Source organism: Endozoicomonas montiporae CL-33, assembly GCF_001583435.1.
GTDB classification, from domain to species: domain Bacteria; phylum Pseudomonadota; class Gammaproteobacteria; order Pseudomonadales; family Endozoicomonadaceae; genus Endozoicomonas_A; species Endozoicomonas_A montiporae.
In genome coordinates, this window is record NZ_CP013251.1 from 2,408,707 (window position 1) to 2,430,125 (window position 21,419).

The following is a 21,419-nucleotide window of genomic DNA, read 5'->3' on the forward strand; positions in this document are numbered from 1 at the left end:
TTGAGGCATTCTTAAATCAATACGGCGTTGTCCGGAAAGCAAACACGGAATGTTGAGTTCTGTTTTCTAAGGTTGTAGCGGTGATTGCCGTTTAAACTAAGACAGCGTCATGCGACCCGCACTGCGGGTCGCTTCTCTTCGACTTGGCAAGGAGTTACGACAGGATATGTCCAGACTGATTGAACCATCCTCCATGGCCATTACCAACTCTGGCCTGGTACCGATCGTTGTTGAACAGTCCGCCCGCGGCGAACGTTCATACGACATCTATTCACGTCTGCTCAAGGAACGGGTAATCTTCCTGGTAGGTCAGGTTGAAGACCATATGGCAAACCTGATTGTTGCCCAGATGCTGTTTCTTGAGTCGGAAAACCCGGACAAGGATATCCACCTCTATATCAATTCACCGGGCGGCTCGGTGACTGCAGGTATGTCAATTTACGACACCATGCAGTTCATCAAGTGTGATGTGTCAACCATGTGTATTGGTCAGGCCTGCAGCATGGGTTCCCTGCTGCTGACGGCGGGTGCAAAAGGTAAGCGTTTCGCGCTGCCGCACTCCCGTGTCATGATTCATCAGCCACTGGGTGGCTTCCAGGGTCAGGCGTCCGATATTGCGATTCATGCCCAGGAAATGATGACCATCAAATCCCGCCTGAATCATGTGTTGTCCAGTCATACCGGACAGCCTATTGAGGTGATCGAGAGAGATACTGACCGTGATAACTTCATGAGTGGTGAAGAAGCGGTTGAGTACGGTTTGATTGACAAAGTCCTCACGAATCGGGCAGCGGCCGAGTAAGTCGCATTGTATCCGGTGGGTGGATTTGTCAGGCAGCCGATTTCAGGTCATCTCTTCTGGCAGCCATCTTTTCTGGCAATAATAGTATCAGGCAGGCGTGTCACCCGGGGTGACATGCCTGTTTTACGTTTAGACAGTTATGAATCAGCGGACTGGCGGCCTGACTTCAGGGGCTGGTCATCCGGTAAGAACCGAAGCGGTTTTTTACAGACTTTTCCGGACAGGGACTTGAAAAAGCACCATAATGCCTGCATCTTGTTCCTATTAGGTGCTGTTTCTACATCAGGGTAATCGAATGACCGACGAAACAAGCGGTAAGGGAGAGGACAACGGCAAGTTGCTGTACTGCTCTTTCTGCGGAAAAAGCCAGCATGAAGTGCGCAAGCTGATTGCCGGTCCATCCGTATTTATCTGTGACGAGTGCGTTGACCTGTGCAACGACATTATTCGGGAAGAGATTCAGGACAGTGATACCGAAACCTCTTCCGACCAGCTGCCGACACCTCGCGAGATCAAGGCGATTCTTGACGAGTATGTTATCGGTCAACCGCGGGCCAAAAAGGTACTGTCGGTAGCTGTTTACAACCACTACAAGCGCCTGCGCTTTGGTGATGATAAAGCTTCAGAAAGCAAAGACAAAAACAAGAACGATGTAGAGCTGGGCAAGAGTAACATCATGCTGTTGGGTCCGACCGGTAGTGGTAAAACACTGCTGGCTGAAACTCTGGCGCGTCTGCTCAACGTACCGTTTACCATGGCAGATGCCACGACTCTGACCGAAGCAGGTTATGTGGGTGAAGACGTTGAAAACATCATCCAGAAGCTGCTGCAGAAGTGTGACTACGATGTAGAAAAAGCCCAGATGGGTATTGTCTACATTGACGAAATTGACAAGATTTCCAGAAAATCGGATAACCCGTCCATCACTCGTGATGTCTCCGGTGAAGGTGTTCAGCAGGCTCTGCTGAAGCTGATTGAAGGCACCGTGGCTTCCGTTCCGCCGCAGGGTGGCCGTAAGCATCCACAGCAGGAATTCCTGCAGGTGGACACTTCAAATATCCTGTTTATCTGTGGTGGTGCTTTTGCCGGCCTGGATAAGGTGATTCGTGACCGTACCGACAAGACCAGTATTGGCTTCTCGGCGGAAGTGAAGAGCAAAGATGACAAGAAGGATCTGGGTGAAACCTTTAAAGAGGTTGAACCGGAAGATCTGGTGAAATTTGGTCTGATTCCTGAGTTCATTGGCCGTCTGCCTGTGATCGCCACTCTGGAAGAACTCGATGAAGATGCTCTGGTGCAGATTCTGACCGAGCCGAAAAACGCCCTGACCAAGCAGTACCGAAAGCTGTTTGAAATGGAAAGTGTAGACGTCGATTTCCGTGACGATGCCCTGCGTGCGGTTGCGAAAAAAGCCATGGAGCGCAAGACTGGTGCTCGTGGTCTGCGTTCTATTCTGGAAGGTGTTCTGTTGGATACCATGTACGATATTCCTTCAGAAGACACCGTTTCCAAGGTCGTGATTGATGCGTCTGTGATTGAAGGTAAATCAGAACCTCTGCTGATTTATGAAAACACAGAAGCTAAAGCGTTGCCTGATAACGGGTAATGCCGCTCGCTGAGCAATGGGCTGTGTTTTGCTCCTTGCTTTCAGAGTTTGTCGAATAAAGCCGGGTAGTGGCGTTCTTCTTTGAAGGCGTTTACTGTCCGGTTTTTTTATCTCTTCTATTTTGTATTTCTTTCTGGTTCGTTTCTCTACCTGTAGTCAAAACAACCATATTTCTCATGGCTGTATGAAAATACCGTCAGTAGTATTCAATAAAAATTACCGGAATGGAAAAAACGACGACTGACCTGTTATTATACCAATTCCGCTTTCTAAATATGACCATGAGCAAGTCATTATGGGTCACGAGACAATGCCCTGAAGGGCATAAAGGCCGAACGACGAGTAATAGCGAGCTACTTGTGCTCTTTGGGTATTGCGAGGAGTTCCAACGCAGCTCCCGTGATTCAGAATGGCTGCGCAATTCATGTTTAGAAGGTGGAATTGGTATTAGTCCGCTGCAGATAAAAGCATTGTAGGCAGGGTCTCGTGTCTGATTAGCTTCATATTAAATGAAACAGGTGGTTCATAGAGCTGAACCACTTTAAAAAGCCACGGTCTAAACGGTGCGGACTATTGTAATTTCACAAGAAAACCCGCATCTTTGCAGGTAAGAGCCTGCCGATTTGTATGATGGCTCAATCGCTGCAGGTACTTGCTGACTGTTTCACCCGCCTTGAATCTATCAAGTGCCGGTCAATTCGGGTCAGCTCACGTTGTGAAGCCGTTAATAGGGGAGCTGAATCATGGATAATAACGATACTGTACATTTGTCAGAGCCCTTCGATCTGCCGTTGCTGCCATTGCGGGATGTAGTTGTTTACCCGCATATGGTCATTCCTTTATTTGTCGGGCGTGAAAAATCCATTCTGGCTCTCGATGAGGCAATGTCGAAGGGCAAGAAAATACTGTTGTTAGCCCAGAAAAACGCACAGGTCGATGATCCTGCCGAATCCGAATTGTTTTCAGTAGGAACGGTAGCCAGTATTCTTCAGTTGCTGAAGTTGCCTGATGGCACCGTAAAAGTGCTGGTGGAAGGTGAAAAACGAGTCAATGTCGAAGAGCTTTATGATGTTGACGGTTATGTGATGGCTTCCATTCAGATGACCACAACACCTTACATCAGCGAGCGTGAAGGTGAAGTACTGATTCGTTCACTGATGTCCCAGTTTGAGCAGTATGTACAGCTGAGCAAAAAAGTTCCCAATGAAGTCCTGACTTCGTTGTCCGGTATTGATGAGCCCTCCAAGCTGGTGGATACCATTGCGGCTCACATGCCCATGAAGATCGAAGACAAGCAGAAAGTGCTGGAAATCGAAGATCTGGGTGATCGTCTTGAATACCTGATTGGTATCATGCAGGGCGAAATGGACTTTATGCAGGTTGAGAAAAAAATCCGTGGTCGCGTGAAAAAGCAGATGGAACGCAGCCAGCGCGAGTACTATCTCAACGAGCAGATGAAGGCGATTCAGAAAGAGCTGGGTGATATGGATGAAGCACCCAACGAACTGGATGAGCTGAAAGAGAAAGTTGAAATGGCGGGAATGCCCGCTGAAGCCAAAGAGAAAACACTGGCCGAGCTGAACAAGCTGAAAATGATGTCGCCGATGTCTGCCGAGGCAACGGTGGTGCGTGGTTATATCGACTGGATGATCTCTGTGCCCTGGAAAAAGCGCAGTAAGGTTCGTCACGATATGAAGCGTGCCCAGGATATTCTTGAAAACGAACACTTTGGTCTGGAAGAAGTCAAAGAACGTATTCTGGAATACCTCGCGGTTCAGAAGCGGGTCAAGAAGATCAAAGGGCCGGTTCTGTGTCTGGTCGGTCCTCCGGGTGTGGGTAAAACCTCTCTGGGTGAGTCCATTGCCCGGGCGACCAATCGTAAATTTGTGCGAATGGCGCTGGGTGGCGTTCGTGATGAAGCTGAAATACGCGGTCATCGTCGTACTTATATTGGTTCCATGCCGGGCAAGCTGATCCAGAAAATGTCAAAGGCAGAAGTGCGTAACCCGCTGTTCCTGCTGGATGAGATCGACAAGATGGGTTCCGATATGCGTGGCGATCCTTCTTCCGCCCTGTTGGAAGTACTGGATCCGGAACAGAACAATTCGTTCAACGATCACTATCTGGAAGTGGATTACGATCTGTCGGATGTAATGTTTGTCTGCACCTCCAACTCCATGGATATTCCGGCACCCCTGTTGGATCGTATGGAAGTGATTCGAATCCCGGGTTACACCGAAGATGAAAAGGTGAATATCGCGATTCGGTACCTGGTACCCAAACAGATCAAAAACAGCGGTCTTAAGACCAAAGAGCTGACGTTTGAAGATGATGCCCTGCGTGACATCATCCGTTACTACACCCGCGAAGCGGGTGTGCGCGGACTGGAACGCGAGATTGCCAAGATTTGCCGTAAGGCGGTGAAAGATGCCACTTTGTCTGTAGAAGATCGTCTGGATGTGGTGACACCGGAAGCCCTTGAGTACTTCCTGGGTGTGCGCAAGTTCACGTTCGGTCGGGCAGAAGACCAGGATCAGGTCGGGCAGGTAACCGGATTGGCCTGGACGCAGGTGGGTGGCGAGTTGCTGACCATTGAATCCATGGCGGTATCCGGTAAAGGTCAGATTACCAAGACCGGTTCTCTGGGTGATGTCATGCAGGAGTCGATTCAGGCGGCATTGACGGTGGTTCGCAGTCGCTCCAAATCTCTGGGCATCGATCCGGAATTTCATCAGAAGAATGATATCCACATTCATGTGCCCGAAGGTGCGACGCCGAAAGACGGGCCCAGTGCCGGTATTGGTATGTGCACCGCGCTGGTGTCTGTACTGACAGGTATTCCGGTCAAGGCTGAAGTGGCTATGACGGGCGAGATCACCCTGCGAGGACAGGTGCTGGCCATCGGTGGACTGAAAGAAAAACTGCTGGCTGCCCACCGGGGCGGTATCAAGAAAGTGGTGATTCCAGAGGAAAACCGCCGCGACCTCAAGGAGATTCCTGACAACATCAAGGAAGATCTGGAAATAATCCCGGTTCAGTGGATCGACCAGGTGTTGGAAGTGGCTTTGCAATACACCCCGGCATCTCTGCCAGAACCGTCCGAGTCGGTAAAAGCCGAAATCAAATCCGAAGAACCTGACAAACTGATCAAAACTCACTGATTGACTGTGTGCGTCAGTCCCTGTTTTGGGGCTGACGTGCAGTAATGACGCGGGTTTGCTTGTTGACAGAGCCACAAAGGCGTTGGTATAACAAGCCGCTACCTCAAGCCGCAGACCGAGATGTCCTGTGTGAAAGGGCTACTGTAACCATATTGTCACAGTTACGGGTAACCTTTTTAGCAAGTTTTTAGTATTTTCAGGCATTTAGCCCCGGAAAACAGGCGTTATCTAGTACGTTGTTCTATTGCATTGCACCAGTGCCTCGTATTAAGGTGGATGTCGGTTTTTTGCAGTCATACTGTCTGCAGTACTGGACTCTCATCTGTTTGGAACAGGGTTCAGTCGTCCTGCCTGCCGTACTTGTCCAATTTTTATCATCAGGTTGCGACAGACAGGACAAAAATGACGGTGAATCGCATTGTCACGGGTTTTTGCTGAGTATCGTCGGGTGTATCTGCTTGTGTTTTCAGCAAAAATCGCGCAGCATAGCGAAACACTTATTGGGTCAGGCATTCGGGACGTTTGCGTTTCTGATTGTCTCTAGCCAAACGGCTACAAAGCATCCTACAAAGAAGGGGAATTCGAGTGAACAAGTCCGAGCTGATTGATTCCATCGCGGCATCTGCAGACATCCCAAAGGCGCAGGCTGGACGTGCGCTGGACGCTATGATCAACACGGTTACCGATGCACTGAAAAACGGTGAGCAGGTTGTTCTGGTGGGTTTTGGTACTTTCGCAGTTAAAGATCGTGCGGCCCGTACCGGTCGTAACCCTCAGACTGGCGAGCCTATTGAAATCGCTGCTGCCAAGATCCCTAGCTTTAAGGCTGGTAAGGCTCTCAAGGACGCGGTTAACGTTTAATTCGCGCTGGGTAGAGGCCTGTTTTCAGGCTTCGCAGAACCTAAACACCGGATGCTGGCAGAGATTGGCATTGACACTGTCTTTGAATATAATCTCAGTTACATCCAAAAAGGCGCATCAGTCGATGCGCTTTTTTTTTAACTCGAAGGCCAGTGGTTTACCTGTGCCTGTTCGGGGCGAACAGTAAACTTGGGCGTCTGGCCGCACTACTCAAGTCTCAGACAACAGCCCACAACGAGCTTGGAACATGAGGTTGATATGCTCCAAACAATGAGGGAAAAGTCGAAAAGCTGGATCACCTTTGTGGTGGTCGGCGTGATCGCCTTTATGATGGCCATAACCGGCCTCGAAACGCTTGCACCTAATCCTAATAGCAGCGATGTTGCCAAGGTCAACGGTGAAGAAATCAGCCGTTTTCAGCTGAGTCAGTCGGTTGACCAGCAGCGTCGTGCCATGATTCAGCAAATGGGCGATCGCTTTGACCCGGCCCTGATTGACGACAAGGTTTTGCAGGAAAGTGTCCTGAATAACCTGATTGAACGCACACTGCTTCTGCAGGCTGCCAAGTCTGGCAAAATGGACGTGAGCGATACGAGCCTTGATCAGCTGATTCTTTCTATTCCCGAATTTCAGCAGGACGGTCAGTTTAATCAGGAACGTTTCCAGATGGTGCTGCGCAGTGTGGGTATGACGCCTCTGCAGTTCCGTTCCGTGCTGCGTGAAGATATTCTGATGAACCAGATGCAGTCTGGCATTGCAGGCAGTGAGTTCGTCACCGCAGCGGAAATCAGACAGCTCAACAGTCTGGAGCGTCAGACCCGAGATATCGCCTGGCTGACCCTTGAAGCTGAAAAGGTGCGTAACAGCATCCAGCCTTCTGAAGACGAAATCAGCACTTATTATGAAGCCCATTCCGAACGTTTCATGACCGATGAGCAGGTGGTGATTCAGTATGTGGAAATGAAAAAGGCTGACCTGAAAGGTGATATTGCGATCAGCGATCAGGAACTTCGTGATGAGTATCACCGCTATACGGATCAGCTGAAAGAGACCAACCGTGACAAGCAACAGGTTTCTACCATTCTGATCGAAACCGGTGACAAGCGTGATCTGGCTGCCGCTGAAGAGCGTGCTGCAGAAGTTGAAGCCAAACTGGCTGCCGGTGAGTCTTTTGCCGAGCTGGCAAAGACCTACTCGGATGACCCGATTACTGCTCAAAAGGGCGGTGATATGGGCATGGTTGAAGCAGGCTTCTTTGGTGATGCATTCGATGATGCCCTTGCTGAACTGGAAATCGGTCAGGTGTCTGAGCCGGTTGAAACCGAGTTCGGTTTACAGATTCTGACGGTGACTGCTCGCGAAAAAGCCACTATCCCGGCTTTTGATGAAGTGAAAGCACAGCTGCTCAGCGATATGCAGGCTCAGGAAGTGGACGTACTGTTTCTGGACCAGAGTCGCCTGCTGGCGGATATCAGCTTTGAAGCATCAGACCTGACTCAGCCTGCGGAACAGCTGGGACTGGAGATTAAAGTCTCTGAGCCCTTTGGTCGTCAGGGCGGTAGCGATGAAATTACCTCTAACGCGCGAGTGATTGCAGAAGCGTTTGACGAGGAAGTGCTGGATCTTGGTGCGAACAGTGAGCTGATCGAGATCAATCCGGAAGAGGTACTGGTGCTGCGTGTGAAAGATCACAAACAACCAGAACTGAAGCCTCTGGATCAGGTTCGTGACAGCATTGTTCAGTCCCTGAAAGAAGAGAAAACCCGCGAACAGCTGCAGGAGCAGGCTGAACATCTGATTGTTGAACTGCAGGAAGGCATGGACAGCAAGAAAGTCGCTGCTGATGCCGGTCTGGAATGGTCCGAGTCTGACAAGGCTGCCCGTAATCAGCCGGGTGTTGCCCGTCAGCTTCTGGTCACTGCGTTCAAGATGCCGCATCCGGCTGAAGGTGAACAGTCTTTTGACCGTACCGAGCTGCCTAATGGTGATGTTGCCGTGATCGCTCTGAACAGTGTGCATCCTGGTGAAGCTGCCATTGATGATGAAGATCAGGCACGTATGATGGCGAGCTACATTGCTGCAGGTAATGGTCGGGTCGTGTTTGACCAGTACGTTCGCAGTCTGAAAGATGATGCCAAGATCAAAATCTATGAAGATGACTGATCATCAGGCACGCTGATAAAGCATCATTTTGACCAGATAACAAAAAGCCGGACATGTTCCGGCTTTTTGTTGTTTGCACGTTCATTATGTTCAGGTGACGTGTTCTGCTTTGCACCTATTCGACTGGATCATCAAGATCCAGCAGCCAGTCACCTGCCATCCAGTAATCGTCCAGATCCAGTGACATGACCGGCGTATCGCCTTCTTCCTTCAGTTCCCTGCCTTCACGGAATGACTCCAGACAGTCTTCTTCAATAACCTGACCGATAAGTTCGGGTCTGTGCTCTTCAGTGACCGACTCAAGCATCTGTTGTGCAGTAAAACTGAAATCGCAATCCCAGATCTGTTTAATGCCTGCTCTGGATGCACCGTAGATAATGCGGGAAATGTTAATACCACTGCATCTGGCCCAGATAATGGCAGCCATGGCACCGGAATCCGGTTCGGCATTGGTCACCAGAGTCAGTTTCTGTTCCGGCTTGCAGTGGTAGTTACCTGCCAGCATATGCATAGCCAGTCCTTCAGCCGTATACAGAGGGCTGATGTGCATGGCATTGGCAGCAGTCACCAGAATTTGACCGCAGGGGTCAATAATGCAGCAGGCAAATGGGCAGACCGGGTTAGCGGTTATGCCCAGCTCGATCAGCTCACCCATCAGCTCTTCATATTCTTGCATGGTTTCTCTCACTAAAAGTCCACAGAAAGTCAGAGACAAAGATAGTTCAGAAACGCTGGCCGGTATGGGTCAATCGAGCTTTTTACATTCGAAGAAGATAAAGTTTGGATGGGTGGACAGGTAGGCATAATCCTCCGGATGCTGTTCTTTCATAGCTTCTGAGGGCTTTCCTTCTTCAAGATTGGCAACACATAGGCCGGCTTTTTGGATAGATTCAAACAGTTCGGTCAGAGAGCGTCGGTAGAACTGAACCGTTACAGGCTTGCCAATGGTGTCCCACTCCTCGGTGACCAGTTCCCGTTTGAAATAATTGCCGGATGGCGAAGCGCTGAAATCAACCATCGGGTGATGAGTCGAGAAGAAGAAAGAGCCATTGTCTTTTAAAACCCTGCGAACCTCGGTAAACAGTGGTAGCAGATCTTCAAGGTAATGGATGGTGAGCGGGCAGACAACGATATCGGCTGACTGATTCTGCTCCTGTGGTAATCCGTGGTTAAGGTCTTGTTGGTAAGCGGTTAGGGTATCGCCGAATTGTTGCTGAACCAGTTGTACCATTTCGGCTGAAATGTCTGTGGCACGAACAGTGGCACCGTGTTCAATAAAATGTTTGCAGTAAGCTCCCGGGCCGCAGCCTAGATCAAGGACGGCCTTGCCGCCCAGTTCAGGCAACATTGATAACATGGAAGGGCGCTCAAGCAGGGCATTGTATATGTTCTTCTGAATCGCCCGTGCATAATCCTCTGCATGGACGGTATACATTAAGTCTTTCATATTGGTCGATAATCATCGGTCGTTCAAAAGGGCGGCGTAGTATATCAAATAGCCGAATGGGTATTAGCCTTTACTCATCAGACAATGGGTAACCGGGTTGACGATTTAATAGAAGACAGTGCCAGAGCAGTTTTTACCTGGCTGACACCGGGAAGGTTCATCAGCTGGTTCATAATGAAGTCTGTCAGTGCCTGGCGATTGGGCGCAACCACTTTCAACAGGTAGTCACCGTCGCCGGTAATGGCATGGCATTCCAGAATGGTATCCAGAGCGTTGATCGTGCTGTTAAAGGTGTGAGTGGTTTGTTCGTCGTGTTTTTCCAGCTGGATGGTAATAAAGGCTTCAACATCCAGCCCCAGTGCCTGTGGGTTTAACAGTGTCACCTGACTGCGAATATAGCCCTGTTCTTTCAGACGACTGATTCGCCGTGAACACTGGGATGCAGAGAGGCTGACCTTTTCAGCCACTTCCGACAATGATTTTGCATCCCCGGTTTGCAGTGCATCCAGAAGTCTCAGGTCGTATGAATCAAGCTGTTCAGGCATCAATCTGCTTATCCTCTTGAAGCGGCCTCTGAAGTAATGATTAACCAGAAAGTCGCTTTATGCATTGCTTTTATCTGCAAGGCTGAAAAATACAAACGCCTTGCATTATCGTGCTTAACTACCACTCAGTTCGCAACCCTTTTGTATCGGTTGGCCGATATACTGCTATTAAGTGCTCTGGCAAAAACGATAGACAGCAGCCCTGTTAAATCCCTCTGCTATGCTAATCGTTGTTTGTTTTGCCTGTTTGGTATTTCTGGCACCTGCCTGATGTCATTTCAATCGACGGGATGCGAAATAACAAAAAGAATGCGACAACAGCATTTAACGTTACGGGTATCCCGTTTCAGTGAGGGTATTTCATGAAGGAATCGAACCGAACGCAGTTAATTACTGACACTAATCCCATGGGCACGGATGGCTTTGAGTTTGTCGAATTTGCTTCTGCCAATCCACAAGATCTTCACCAGCTGTTTCGTAGTTTTGGTTTTGTGCCTGTTCGGAAGCATAAATCCAAAGACGTCACGCTGTATCAACAGGGCGATATCCGCTTTCTTGTTAATGGTGACCCCGAACTGTTTGGGCGAGCGTTTTTTGAACGTCATGGTCCCTGTGCCTGCAGTTTTGGAATTCGGGTAGCCGATGCCGATTATGCCTTTGAGCGGGCTATTTCGCTGGGAGCCGAGTCCGGAGAGTCTGAATTCAGTGTGCAGGGACGGTCAGTGCCCTGTATCAAAGGCATCGGTGACAGTCATCTTTATCTTGTGGATCGTTACGGAGACGATGGCTCTATTTTTGACGATGAGTTCGAGCTACTGGGATCTGCTGAAAACGTTGACGCCGGTGTCGGTCTGGACATACTGGATCACCTCACCCATAACGTTGCCAAGGGCGATATGGATAAATGGGCTGGTTTCTATGAACGCCTTTTCAATTTCAGGGAAATCCGTTTTTTCGATATTGAAGGCAAGTTGACCGGCCTGAAATCCCGTGCTTTGACCAGCCCCTGTGGCAAGGTAAAAATTCCCATCAACGAATCGTCTGACGACAAGAGCCAGATTGCCGAGTTTATTGAACAGTATAACGGCGAAGGCATTCAGCACATTGCCCTGACCAGTCGCAACATTTTCGACACTGTTGACCGTATGAGGGAACTGGGTACCGGATTTATGCCATCGCCGCCGGATACGTATTATGAAATGCTTTCCGAGCGGCTGCCCTGGCACGATGAAGATGAAAGTGCATTGCATCGCCGTGGTATTCTGCTGGATGGTGGCCAGACTAATGCTTCAGGCGATGGTTTACTGTTGCAGATTTTCACGAATACGGTGATTGGCCCGATTTTCTTTGAGATTATCCAGCGCAAGGGCGATGAGGGTTTTGGTGAAGGTAACTTCAAGGCGTTGTTTGAAAGTATTGAGCGAGACCAGATTCGTCGGGGAGTTCTCAGGGACGAGCCATAATGAAATATTCAAAATACACCGCTAGAAAACCTGACGACACAGGGTTTATTCATTACCCGAACGAAGAGCACGAAACCTGGAAGATTCTGTATAACCGACAAATGGAAATACTTCCGGGACGTGCCTGCGACGAGTTTATTGAAGGACTTGAGCTGTTAGAACTGTCAGCGGATAACATCCCGCAGCTGCCGGATATTTCGAATGCGCTGGCGAAAGTGACCGGGTGGGGCGTGGCGCAGGTGCCTGCCCTGATCTCGTTTGACCGTTTCTTCCGTTTGTTGGCAGATTGCCAGTTTCCGGTGGCAACGTTTATCCGAACCCGTGAGGAGCTGGACTATCTGGAGGAGCCGGATATTTTCCATGAAATCTTTGGGCATTGCCCATTGCTGACCAATCCGGCTTTTGCTTCCCTGACCCAGACCTTTGGTAAAGTGGGTGTGGGAGCCAGTAAAGAAGAAAGGGTTTATCTGGCAAGGTTATACTGGTTTACCGTGGAGTTCGGATTGCTTGGCGGCTCCGGTAAACACCGGCAGGGTCGTCGAATTTATGGTGGAGGGATTCTTTCCAGCTACAAGGAAACCCTTTCCTGTCTCGGTTCAGAGCCGGTACACCAACCCTTTGAAGTAAACCGGGTGCTTCGGACACCTTACCGAATTAATATTGTGCAACCGGTTTATTTTGTCATTAATGCACTGTCTGACCTGCAGGTTCTTGGAGAGTCTGATCTAATAAGTCTGGTCAGGGAAGCCATGAAGCAGCCGATGTATGAGCCTTTGTTTAAAGCATTAGACTGAGTTGTTCCCTACATTTCTCATTATTTGTTCAAGCCGGGTATGAATTCGTCGTGCCTGGTACTTTCCCGCTAAAAACGGCCGATACCTTCAACAGAAGTAACGTATAAACGTTAATTGTCGGGAGCCGGTTATGGGTTACCTTTTTAAAGCCATTGCTGGATTGTTGCTTTTATTGCTGCTTTTACTGCTGCTTTTGTTCGGGGCCACTTTTGCGTCGCTGATAATGATCCTTGAGGCTGAACCGTCTGTACAGGGGTGGAAAGGTTCTTCACCTTCCATTGAAAGGGCCGAGCACTGGATTGCACAGGTTCAGTCGGATATGGACTCGAACAAACTGTTTCGTGCCGAGATCAATCAACAGGATCTTCGCTCACTGATTTTTTACTCGTCCAGCCGCCTGAATCAATATGGCCGCGACAGAGCCAAAGTATACGGCGCAGATACGATGTTTACCGATGATCGGCTGGTTGTGAGGATCAGTTCACAGTTCGACATTGATAAGGCAAGGTTTATCAATGTCGAACTGGTGTTTTCAGATCATGAGGGACTGCCGCGCTGGGAGTATATGATGGTGGGTAATTTTACTCTGGCTGGTGAGTCTATAAGCTGGCTTTGGAGCGAATTGCTATTACCTCTGTTACCGGCAAAACGTGAGCGCTTGTGGCAAACAGTGACGGGGGCTATTAAAGAGTTTGATATTCTGCCTGACAAAGCGGTGCTGGTTTACCGCTCGAATAAAGAACTGAAAGAGACCCTTAAAGCCCAGGCCGCAGAACTGATTCTCGGAGATGAAGACGAGAGGCAGGCTATTGAATTGTATCTTAGTGTTCTGGCAGCTTCAGCGGCACAATCTTCCCTTTCTGATCTACCTATGTCGCATTTGTTGCGTACTCTGGTTGGACTGGCGGTAGCGCGAAGTGGGCAGAGCAGTGCGGTGGATGAAAATCGTCGTATGATTCGGGCGTTTGCGATTCAGGTGGCGGACTCGTCAGTACGGTCTTTACTGGGCCCCGGTATCAAACCGCAGCAGCTTGATCGACCCATTGTGCTTAGAGGGCGTTTTGATCTTGCCCAGCATTTTATGGTGAGTGCAGCACTGGCATTGACACTGGACGAACAAACGGCTCTGAACATTGGCATCGACAAAGAGAAGAAAGATGCCAAAGCCGGTGGTAGCGGCTTCAGTTTTTCAGACTTGATGGCTGACATGGCGGGCATCCGTTTTGCTTCTGCATTGACTGGCAGTGAAGAGCAGGCCAGGAAAGCACAACAGTTTCTGCTAAAGAATCGTGGTGAACAAACCTTTATGCCGGAAGTGTTATGGCTCCCGCAGGGGCTGACAACGGCAGTGTATTCCGACCTGATTCGTCATCCGCTTTACCCTGCGATGCTTGATCGTATTGTTCAGCGTTTACAGAGTCTGCCACTGCTGGTGGCTGTTGGCGAATAAGAGCGAATGGCTCACACCTGACTCAACACTCCTGACATAGCCCTTCAGCTGTAATACACTAATGCGCTTTGTTGATGATTAAGAAGGTTAAGCCGTTGAACAATTGGCTGACAGGAGTGTGCTATGCAGCCCAGAGAGATTGAGATCAATACGGGGCGAATGGTATTTTCCGGTCTCGAATGGGGTGATCCTGAGGCAAAGCCGGTGCTGGCTTTGCATGGCTGGATGGATAATGCAGCCAGCTTTACCCCTGTTGCTCCGCTGTTAAAAGGTATTCGGCTGATTGCTGTTGATATGGCCGGACATGGCCGTTCACAGCATCGTCCGGCTGATATGGACTATTGTATCTGGAATTATGTTGAAGACATTATTGATATTGCAGATACACTGGATTTACAGAATGTCAGCCTGATCGGTCATTCACTGGGAGCAGTGGTTTCGGTGATGGTCTCAACAGTTCTGGAATCCCGGGTTGAGAAACTGATTTGTATTGACGGATTGTATCCATGGCCGCGCAAAGCGGAAGACGCTCCGACGGTTCTGTCAGACTATATCGAACAACGAAGAGCCTTTCGTAAAGGTAAAACACTGAATCGTTTTAAAACCATGGAGCACGCTGTTCGAATCCGTTCGTTCGGGCAATTCCCCGTCAGTCGAGAATCTTCAGCGATGTTGGTAGAACGGGCACTCTATCTGGATGGCGATGCCTGGACCTGGCGCACTGACCCAAGGCTGACGCTGTCTTCACCTCTGCGTTTTACACCAGAACAGGCCATGTCGTTTGTGGACGCCCTGAGGTGTGAGGCGCATATGTTTTACGCAGAGAAGGGTGTTGTTGATTCTATTGTCGGCCACAGCACCGAACGATTCCCCAATGTTTGCTTCCACTCTGTTGAAGGCACTCATCATTTTCATATGGATGGGTCAACAGAATTTGTAGCCGAGCGGGTTAATGATATTTTGAATTAACTTCTGACTATTTCGCATGTAAAAAAACAGACACCCGGCGAATAGCTTTCGAGTGTCTGTTTTAAGAAATATCAGCTCTCATCCATCAAGAATCAGAATCGTCTATACACCTCTCTGACTACGAGTAGCATCATTACAGTTGTTGATTTTGATAGTGCCTGCCTGTTGCTTGCACTATCAGCTCTTTTTTCTGTGGTGGCGACAGCATGGTTTTTAGCAGGCTTAGGTTCTGTTGACGTTTCATCGTAGCCACAACATGATAGCTACGATGGCCAGCATTCCTAAATAGTTGATGGCTTTTTTCTCAAAACGACTCGATACACGGCGATAATGCTTTATTTTTCCAAACATACACTCAACACCATGCCTCTCTTTGTATAGCCACCAGTCACAATCATGTGGCTCTCGACGATTTGCCTTTGGAGGTATAACTGCCTGTATATTTCGCTCTGCAAGCCACTGGACTAAGTAATCTGAATCATAGCCTTTGTCGGCAAGCAAAGCTTCTGTGCTGATGTTTTCCATAAGAGGTATAGCCTCTTTGATATCTGCCGCCTGACCTGGAGTAATGATAAACCGAACAGGTAAACCCAATGCATCAGTCAAAGCATGGACTTTACAGCTAAAACCGCCTTTTGAGCGACCCATGGCTTCATCTTCAGCAGTACTGTTTTTAGCCCCGGCAGCACAGGCATGTGCGCGGATAACAGTGCTATCAATTGAGACGTGCTGATAGTCTGCATCTTGTGCAATTGACTCTAAAAGCCCCGTCCAGATTCCATAGCCACACCAACGGGAGTAGCGTTTAAAAACAGAGTTCCACTGTCCTCTTTCTTTTGGTAACTGTCGCCATTGTGCACCCGTTCTGAGTATCCAGAGAACAGCTTCAATAAAAGCCCGACATTTGTCATGCTGACCAATGCGTACTTGAGGGAAGCTGCTGAGTAGAGAGAGGATATTAAGCCACTGATCGTCCAGTAATCGAGTTCTGTCCATGCCAAAAAGCGTGACATTCTACTTCCATCTGGCTTATGTCAACAGAACCTAAGGCTTGACCAGTAATTTTTATAGGCATTACTTTTTTTTTCAGGTGGGCACCCAATACCTAAGATTCTTGTAGGTAAACCTTTTTTTAGGTTAGAAAGAAGCTCTGTTTCTTTAACTTCAAACTTTATTTTATTTTGGCTTGTTAAGTTGATATTTTGGAAGTGACTATCCCAGCTGCCATTCGAATCAATTAAATAACCACTCAAGTTACTTGAGTCATTAGGGGGCGTTCTCAATTACGCCAACCAGACCAAAGAAGCTGTCAACTGAAGCATTCCCAAGTAATTTCGACCCAACCGTTCGTATCGGGTTGCGATTCTCCGGAAGTGCTTCAGCTTTTGAAATAACCTTTCTACAAGATTGCGCTCCTTGTAAAGCTCTCTGTCATAGAGCCTTGGTTGCAGCCTTCCTTTTCTCGGCGGGATAACCGGTTCAGCCCCTATACAGCCGATAGTCAGAATGAATGCATCTGAGTCATAGCCTTTATCTGCAAGAACATAATCTGCAGAAAAAGCCTCTATTAATGCATTTGCCTGACCATATTCTGATGCTTGACCTGCTGTCAGTATTAAGCGAACCGGATTTCCCAGAGCATCTACAGCAGAATGGATTTTAGTCGTCAGACCACCTCTTGATTTGCCAACGGCCTCATCATCTTGAGCTGTTTTTTTGGTGCTCCATGCTGATGAACTCGAGCAATACTGCCGTCTACCATCAGATACTCAAGATCCTTATCCTTGGAAAGCTCTTCAAAGATGTCGCCCCACGTTCCCTTGTGGCACCAATGGTTATAGCGAACATAAACTCTGTGCCAATTTCCGAAAGATTTTGGTAGGTCTCTCCATGGTGCTCCAGTTCTGGCAATCCACAGAACAGCTTCGAGAAACTTGCGATTATCCTTGGCTGTTACTCCACAGTCTGATGATTTTCCTGGCAGGAGGTCTTTGATTCGATTCCATTGATCATTGCGGAGAACTGTACGAGGCATAGTGAACCAAAAAAGCCGCAAACTATACCTCAAACATGCATACTTGAGCTAATTGAGAACGCCCCCTAGCTGTAAATGGTATTATTTTTTTAGGTGTCAGTTTTTTTTGTCGATCATCCACCAGAACAATATCTTTATTAATAGTTTTAAACTGCTTTAATAAAAGTCTGAGTGTATTATCCGGCAGATTATCTCTGATAATAAGCTGCTTGCACCCTTTTGCCAGTTCTTCCAGCGGGTTGTACGAAATGACATTTCCATTGTCGTCCAGTACTGTTTTGTTATGCAGTAATTCAATTTTGCTTTTATCAATCAGTGCATACGTTGAGTTGGGAATATATTCACCGGTCAGAGCCTTGAGTTCGGCTTCCATGCATTCGTGAGATGAGTTAACGCGGAACAGCTTCAGTGATGGTGGTAAAGAAATCCACTGACCGTTTGCTTCATAACCGCCGCATCTAAGTGCTTCTGATAACTTTTCAGTCAATGCCGGATTGTCCCAGGGGGCATCTTTTATAACCAGTTGTCTGTTTTCTTTAACAGTAGCCATAATGCCATCGATATACCGGACTTCTCCCTTTTCATCCGGAGCAAAGCCGCCAAACAGCTTTTCCTGAAAGTCATCATTATCAAAGCATTCAATCACCGATTCTTCATGGTATGAGTTGCCTTCTGAAAGCACGGGTATCTTGCTTTGAAGGAGTGCGTTGTTATCGGTTGCCGGGGAGGGTGTCACCGGAACCGATTTCAGGTTAAAGCGTTTAAGTCGGCGCCAGCAGTCCGGTCCGACCATTCGTCCGGTGCTGTCATCCATTAACGCAACAATACGAATGTTCTTGCCTATAGGCTTACCTCGAAATTTGGACGGTACGGCCAACAGTTCGTTCAGGCCAGCAATTTGCCCAGCCGTCATGGTGGTCAGGTCAAGCACCACGGTGACGGGCTCTTGTTTGTAAAGTCGTCCTGTTTCTTTTCTGATAGAACCATTTTCTGATATCAGGGTATGAACCAGTCTCTGATCTTCCAATTGTGCCGGAGAGCTGATGTAGAAGACATTTTTCTGATTTTGACTTTTGTATTGATTTCGAAGGTTATCCAATAGGGTTTGACGGTCTGAGTCATTTTCAATAAAGACCAGAGTACGAAGTTTATGGCGAAGGCTATTAATCAAGCTTTTTAGTGAGCGGGAGGCTGGTTTTGCAGCCGCTGGAGTCGTTACTTCATCAAGACGGTCTGAGCGGGAAGCAGGCGAAGCGGCTTGATTCACCTGAACACCCGGTGAATACTGAATATTTCCCTGTATGGATGTAATGCCGCTGTCCATATCAAACACTGCCTTGCTTTCGTCTTCCTGATCAAAACTTTGACCGGAAAGGCAGGGCAATGTTGCACTTTAGACAGTAGACCTGCTGACAATGTAGTTAGTTATATTGACCAGCAAGAGAAGGTTTCAAGTATTCAGAGCGCTTACTCTACATGATTAATAAACCAGACCGCAGCTTCCACCCGCGACCGGCATCCGAGCTTGCGCAACAGTCGCTTAACATGAACCTTAACGGTACCTTCACTGATCGCCATTTTTCGTGCAACGACTTTGTTGGTGTCTCCTTCAGCGATAAATCGCAATGCTTCCTGTTCTTTTGGTGTCAGCAGATCCAGCTTGTTGTTCATTTCGGACTGCGGGCGCAGAACCGATGCCAGAATCTCTGCCAGCCGGTCATCCACGGCCAGCTTGCCGGATGCCGCTTTGGCAATGTTGTCCAGCAGGTCATCCGGTTCCATATCTTTTAGCAGATAACCATCGGCTCCGGCACGAAACATGGCCGCCACATCATCCTTATGTTCCGATACCGTCAGCACCACGACTTTTGTGAAAATATTTCGTGCCCGCATCAGCTTCAGGGTTTCCAGACCATCCATGCCTTTCATGTTCAGATCCAGCAGGATCAGGTCCGGTGCCAGAGTGTCTGCCAGTTCAATGCCTTCTGCACCATTGCCTGCTTGACCGACCACTTCCAGCATGTCTTCGTCGTTGATCAGCTGTGCAAGACCCTTTCTCAGCAGAGGGTGGTCGTCTATCAGCAATACTCTGGTTTTAGTCATTAGACGTTTCCTTGTTGGCAAATTGCAGTTTTACCCGGGCACCGCCTGCGGGTGACGTTTCAAACGTCAGTTGTCCGCCTAATGTCATGGCGCGTTCCTGCATAATAGTGGTGCCATAATGACCGCTGTGACTGGCAGAAGGGGTTTCACGGAAGTCAAAGCCTTTGCCATTATCGTCTATGACGACATGCACTTCCCGATCCTCATGGTTTTTACAGGTTATTTTTACATCAGTGGCCTGGGAGTGTTTGATGGTATTCACCAGGGCTTCACGAATAATCTGCAGGATATGAATTTGCTGATGGGCGTCCAGTGGCAAATATCGAAGCTGATAATCAAGATGGAAATGGATGGTATCAGAACGCTTCTCAAATTCGGTCAGCGTGCCCTGAATGGCTTCTTCCAGACTCCCCTGTGAAATATTCAGGCGGAACGTGTTAAGCAGCTCTCTCAACTGGCGGTAAGCGCTGGCAATGCCTTCTTTGAGTTCATCAACAATGCCATCAATGGCCTCAGTGGTATGGTGCTTTGATAACTGGCGCTGCAACCGGGCGACCTGAATTTTCTGGAAGGACAGGGATTGCGCCAGCGAGTCATGGAGTTCCCGGGCAATTACCGAACGTTCTTCCATCAGCAGCAACCGGTGTTCCTGAACCTGATAGCTGCTGCGATACAGTGAACTGGCAACGATGTCACAGAAGGTGGTCATCCATTGGCAACTGTCGTTAGACAGATTTTCCCGATCACTGGCAATGATGCGCAGGTAGCCGTACTGCCTGCCCTTGAATCTCAGAGGAAATTGCTGGTCGTCAACAGACGACGGATGACACTGATGACATTGTTTCTGCTGACAGCATGCATTGTCGGGATTATTATCAGGATCAATACGACGCAGGCTGATTTTTCCGGCATTGCTGTTGATGCACAGGTAACAGCTTCTGAGATTCAGCAATGTTTTCCACTGTGACAGATGGGACTCAAGGGTTACCCGGTCATAGGGGTTGATGCCAATGGTCTGTGACGCATCATAAAGTAGCTGCAGGGCGGTGTTTGACACTTCCAGAGATTGGGTCTTCTGCCTGACCTGTTCTTCCAGTTGACCGTACAACTGGTCGAGTTCATTTGCCATGTTGTTAAACGTGCTGGTCAGCTGCCCCAGTTCATTCGGGTTGTTGTAGTTGAGTGCCACAGCATCGAACTGCCCTGTACGCACTCTTTCCGCAGCAAGGCTCAGTGCTTCAATAGGCAACAGCAGGTGTTTACCAATATAACGGATGGCAACGATACCAATGCATAACATGCCGAACATTGACAGCAAGGTATAAATAAACAGCGTTCTCAGTTTTTGCTCGGTGTCGTTTTGTAAGGCAAATACCAGCGCATCAATCCGGTCAACATAATCCGGCACATAACGAATAAACTCCGGGTGTGAGTCCAGAGACTCCAGCAGTGGCCGCATATGGCCGAACCACTCCTGCCTTAGCAACCGATAACGCTTTCCCAGTTGATTATTAAGCTCTGCCAGCACGGTCAGAGACGGGTTGTTGATGCTCTTGTCGTAGATATCAATCAGCAAACCCAAAGATTCGGTATCAGTCAGCTCAGGGATGAGGATCTGTTCAGACAGTCGCCAGGATTGCATGCGCAGAGAACCGGAAACATTAATGGCTTCGGCATCCGACTTGGTCGCCAAGGCAAACCAGAGAGAGGCCATGACGCTGGTGAATCCCAGCAGGCCAACACTGATGATGACAACCAGTGCTTTGGTTCTGAGAGGGTGAGACGACAACGGGTTCATACTTCCAGGCTAAAGAGTGGTTGGTCAAAATTGATTCAAGTCAATAAACGGTCAATTTGTTGGCCGTACCTCTAATAACCCTGTCCACAGGCTATCAGAAAGCATAAATAGCATGACAGCTTCGTGTATCAAACCCAAGCCGGATTGATAGTGGCTTTTATGTACCTCTAAAGAGGTATGGCTGGGTATTACCCCCTATGTATGGCGCGCTTTTCAGGGCTT

17 protein-coding genes are annotated in these 21,419 nt (G+C 48.6%); 9 read left to right on the forward strand and 8 right to left on the reverse strand.

The genetic code is table 11. The annotated features are described in order from the left end of the window. Positions 1-166 precede the first annotated feature (166 nt). The 5 genes from clpP to EZMO1_RS11015 all read left to right on the forward strand — a co-directional run bounded on the left by clpP (position 167) and on the right by EZMO1_RS11015 (position 8,593). Positions 167-802 carry an ATP-dependent Clp endopeptidase proteolytic subunit ClpP gene (clpP, locus tag EZMO1_RS10995; RefSeq protein WP_169740810.1) on the forward strand — a complete coding sequence of 212 codons (636 nt, stop codon included), beginning with the start codon at positions 167-169 and terminating at the stop codon, positions 800-802. A 295-nt stretch (positions 803-1,097) separates the two neighbouring features. Beyond that, positions 1,098-2,408 carry an ATP-dependent protease ATP-binding subunit ClpX gene (gene clpX / locus EZMO1_RS11000; protein WP_034873232.1) on the forward strand — a complete coding sequence of 437 codons (1,311 nt, stop codon included), beginning with the start codon at positions 1,098-1,100 and terminating at the stop codon, positions 2,406-2,408. A gap of 743 nt (positions 2,409-3,151) precedes the next feature. Continuing rightward, complete coding sequence (gene lon / locus EZMO1_RS11005; RefSeq protein ID WP_051789457.1) at positions 3,152-5,569, forward strand: endopeptidase La; 2,418 nt, start codon at positions 3,152-3,154, stop codon at positions 5,567-5,569. Positions 5,570-6,154: 585 nt separating this feature from the next. Beyond that, positions 6,155-6,430, forward strand: a complete 276-nt coding sequence (locus EZMO1_RS11010; protein ID WP_034873233.1) for an HU family DNA-binding protein — start codon at positions 6,155-6,157, stop codon at positions 6,428-6,430. Positions 6,431-6,688: 258 nt separating this feature from the next. Continuing rightward, positions 6,689-8,593: a SurA N-terminal domain-containing protein gene (locus EZMO1_RS11015; RefSeq protein ID WP_034873696.1), complete on the forward strand. Its 1,905-nt coding sequence runs from the start codon at positions 6,689-6,691 to the stop codon at positions 8,591-8,593. A 115-nt stretch (positions 8,594-8,708) separates the two neighbouring features. Here EZMO1_RS11015 and EZMO1_RS11020 read toward each other — a convergent pair whose 3' ends face one another. The 3 genes from EZMO1_RS11020 to EZMO1_RS11030 form a co-directional block, all read right to left on the reverse strand. Then, positions 8,709-9,269 (reverse strand): tRNA-specific adenosine deaminase, encoded by a 561-nt coding sequence (locus EZMO1_RS11020; protein WP_034873234.1) that lies wholly within the window; start codon positions 9,267-9,269, stop codon positions 8,709-8,711. Between the two features lie 69 nt (positions 9,270-9,338). Further along, positions 9,339-10,040 carry a class I SAM-dependent methyltransferase gene (locus EZMO1_RS11025; RefSeq protein ID WP_034873235.1) on the reverse strand — a complete coding sequence of 234 codons (702 nt, stop codon included), beginning with the start codon at positions 10,038-10,040 and terminating at the stop codon, positions 9,339-9,341. Between the two features lie 77 nt (positions 10,041-10,117). Beyond that, on the reverse strand, positions 10,118-10,585 hold the full coding sequence (locus EZMO1_RS11030) for an Lrp/AsnC family transcriptional regulator (protein ID WP_034873236.1): 468 nt from the start codon (positions 10,583-10,585) through the stop codon (positions 10,118-10,120). A gap of 362 nt (positions 10,586-10,947) precedes the next feature. On the opposite strand from EZMO1_RS11030, the gene hppD reads away from it, so the two are divergent. The 4 genes from hppD to EZMO1_RS11050 all read left to right on the forward strand — a co-directional run bounded on the left by hppD (position 10,948) and on the right by EZMO1_RS11050 (position 15,261). Next, positions 10,948-12,048, forward strand: coding sequence for a 4-hydroxyphenylpyruvate dioxygenase (hppD, locus tag EZMO1_RS11035; RefSeq protein WP_034873237.1), 1,101 nt, complete (start codon positions 10,948-10,950; stop codon positions 12,046-12,048). Beyond that, positions 12,048-12,842 (forward strand): phenylalanine 4-monooxygenase, encoded by a 795-nt coding sequence (gene phhA, locus EZMO1_RS11040; RefSeq protein WP_034873239.1) that lies wholly within the window; start codon positions 12,048-12,050, stop codon positions 12,840-12,842. The genes hppD and phhA overlap by 1 nt, the downstream gene beginning before the upstream one ends. A gap of 130 nt (positions 12,843-12,972) precedes the next feature. Then, positions 12,973-14,292: a YfiM family lipoprotein gene (locus EZMO1_RS11045; protein WP_034873241.1), complete on the forward strand. Its 1,320-nt coding sequence runs from the start codon at positions 12,973-12,975 to the stop codon at positions 14,290-14,292. 123 nt (positions 14,293-14,415) lie between these two features. Continuing rightward, positions 14,416-15,261 carry an alpha/beta hydrolase gene (locus EZMO1_RS11050; RefSeq protein WP_051789461.1) on the forward strand — a complete coding sequence of 282 codons (846 nt, stop codon included), beginning with the start codon at positions 14,416-14,418 and terminating at the stop codon, positions 15,259-15,261. 240 nt (positions 15,262-15,501) lie between these two features. On the opposite strand, the gene EZMO1_RS11055 is transcribed toward EZMO1_RS11050, so the two are convergent. From EZMO1_RS11055 to EZMO1_RS11075, 5 genes are all read right to left on the reverse strand, one after another. Beyond that, positions 15,502-16,257, reverse strand: a complete 756-nt coding sequence (locus tag EZMO1_RS11055) for an IS5 family transposase (RefSeq protein ID WP_034873242.1) — start codon at positions 16,255-16,257, stop codon at positions 15,502-15,504. A gap of 287 nt (positions 16,258-16,544) precedes the next feature. Next, positions 16,545-17,296 (reverse strand): IS5 family transposase gene (locus EZMO1_RS25510; RefSeq protein WP_413783203.1). Its coding sequence is split into 2 segments (ribosomal slippage): positions 16,545-16,970 and positions 16,973-17,296, totalling 750 coding nucleotides; the frame shifts between segments, so codons are not numbered across the junction. A gap of 22 nt (positions 17,297-17,318) precedes the next feature. Further along, a complete protein-coding gene (locus EZMO1_RS11065) occupies positions 17,319-18,680 on the reverse strand; it encodes a hypothetical protein (RefSeq protein WP_034873246.1) in 1,362 nt (453 codons plus the stop codon). Between the two features lie 83 nt (positions 18,681-18,763). Then, entirely contained in the window at positions 18,764-19,399 is a 636-nt protein-coding gene (gene narL, locus EZMO1_RS11070; RefSeq protein ID WP_034873247.1) for a two-component system response regulator NarL, read from the reverse strand. Then, positions 19,392-21,197: a histidine kinase gene (locus tag EZMO1_RS11075; protein ID WP_051789463.1), complete on the reverse strand. Its 1,806-nt coding sequence runs from the start codon at positions 21,195-21,197 to the stop codon at positions 19,392-19,394. Before EZMO1_RS11075 ends, narL begins: the two co-directional genes overlap by 8 nt. Positions 21,198-21,419: the final 222 nt, after the last annotated feature.

What these genes read in the sequence shown, in the direction of transcription:
- clpP (WP_169740810.1), top strand. Translation starts at nt 167, where the DNA reads ATGTCCAGACTGATTGAACCATCCTCCATGGCCATTACCAACTCTGGC.
- clpX (WP_034873232.1), top strand. Translation starts at nt 1,098, where the DNA reads ATGACCGACGAAACAAGCGGTAAGGGAGAGGACAACGGCAAGTTGCTG.
- lon (WP_051789457.1), top strand. Translation starts at nt 3,152, where the DNA reads ATGGATAATAACGATACTGTACATTTGTCAGAGCCCTTCGATCTGCCG.
- EZMO1_RS11015 (WP_034873696.1), top strand. Translation starts at nt 6,689, where the DNA reads ATGCTCCAAACAATGAGGGAAAAGTCGAAAAGCTGGATCACCTTTGTG.
- EZMO1_RS11020 (WP_034873234.1), bottom strand. Translation starts at nt 9,269, where the DNA reads ATGCAAGAATATGAAGAGCTGATGGGTGAGCTGATCGAGCTGGGCATA.
- EZMO1_RS11025 (WP_034873235.1), bottom strand. Translation starts at nt 10,040, where the DNA reads ATGAAAGACTTAATGTATACCGTCCATGCAGAGGATTATGCACGGGCG.
- EZMO1_RS11030 (WP_034873236.1), bottom strand. Translation starts at nt 10,585, where the DNA reads ATGCCTGAACAGCTTGATTCATACGACCTGAGACTTCTGGATGCACTG.
- hppD (WP_034873237.1), top strand. Translation starts at nt 10,948, where the DNA reads ATGAAGGAATCGAACCGAACGCAGTTAATTACTGACACTAATCCCATG.
- phhA (WP_034873239.1), top strand. Translation starts at nt 12,048, where the DNA reads ATGAAATATTCAAAATACACCGCTAGAAAACCTGACGACACAGGGTTT.
- EZMO1_RS11045 (WP_034873241.1), top strand. Translation starts at nt 12,973, where the DNA reads ATGGGTTACCTTTTTAAAGCCATTGCTGGATTGTTGCTTTTATTGCTG.
- EZMO1_RS11050 (WP_051789461.1), top strand. Translation starts at nt 14,416, where the DNA reads ATGCAGCCCAGAGAGATTGAGATCAATACGGGGCGAATGGTATTTTCC.
- EZMO1_RS11055 (WP_034873242.1), bottom strand. Translation starts at nt 16,257, where the DNA reads ATGGACAGAACTCGATTACTGGACGATCAGTGGCTTAATATCCTCTCT.
- narL (WP_034873247.1), bottom strand. Translation starts at nt 19,399, where the DNA reads ATGACTAAAACCAGAGTATTGCTGATAGACGACCACCCTCTGCTGAGA.
- EZMO1_RS11075 (WP_051789463.1), bottom strand. Translation starts at nt 21,197, where the DNA reads ATGAACCCGTTGTCGTCTCACCCTCTCAGAACCAAAGCACTGGTTGTC.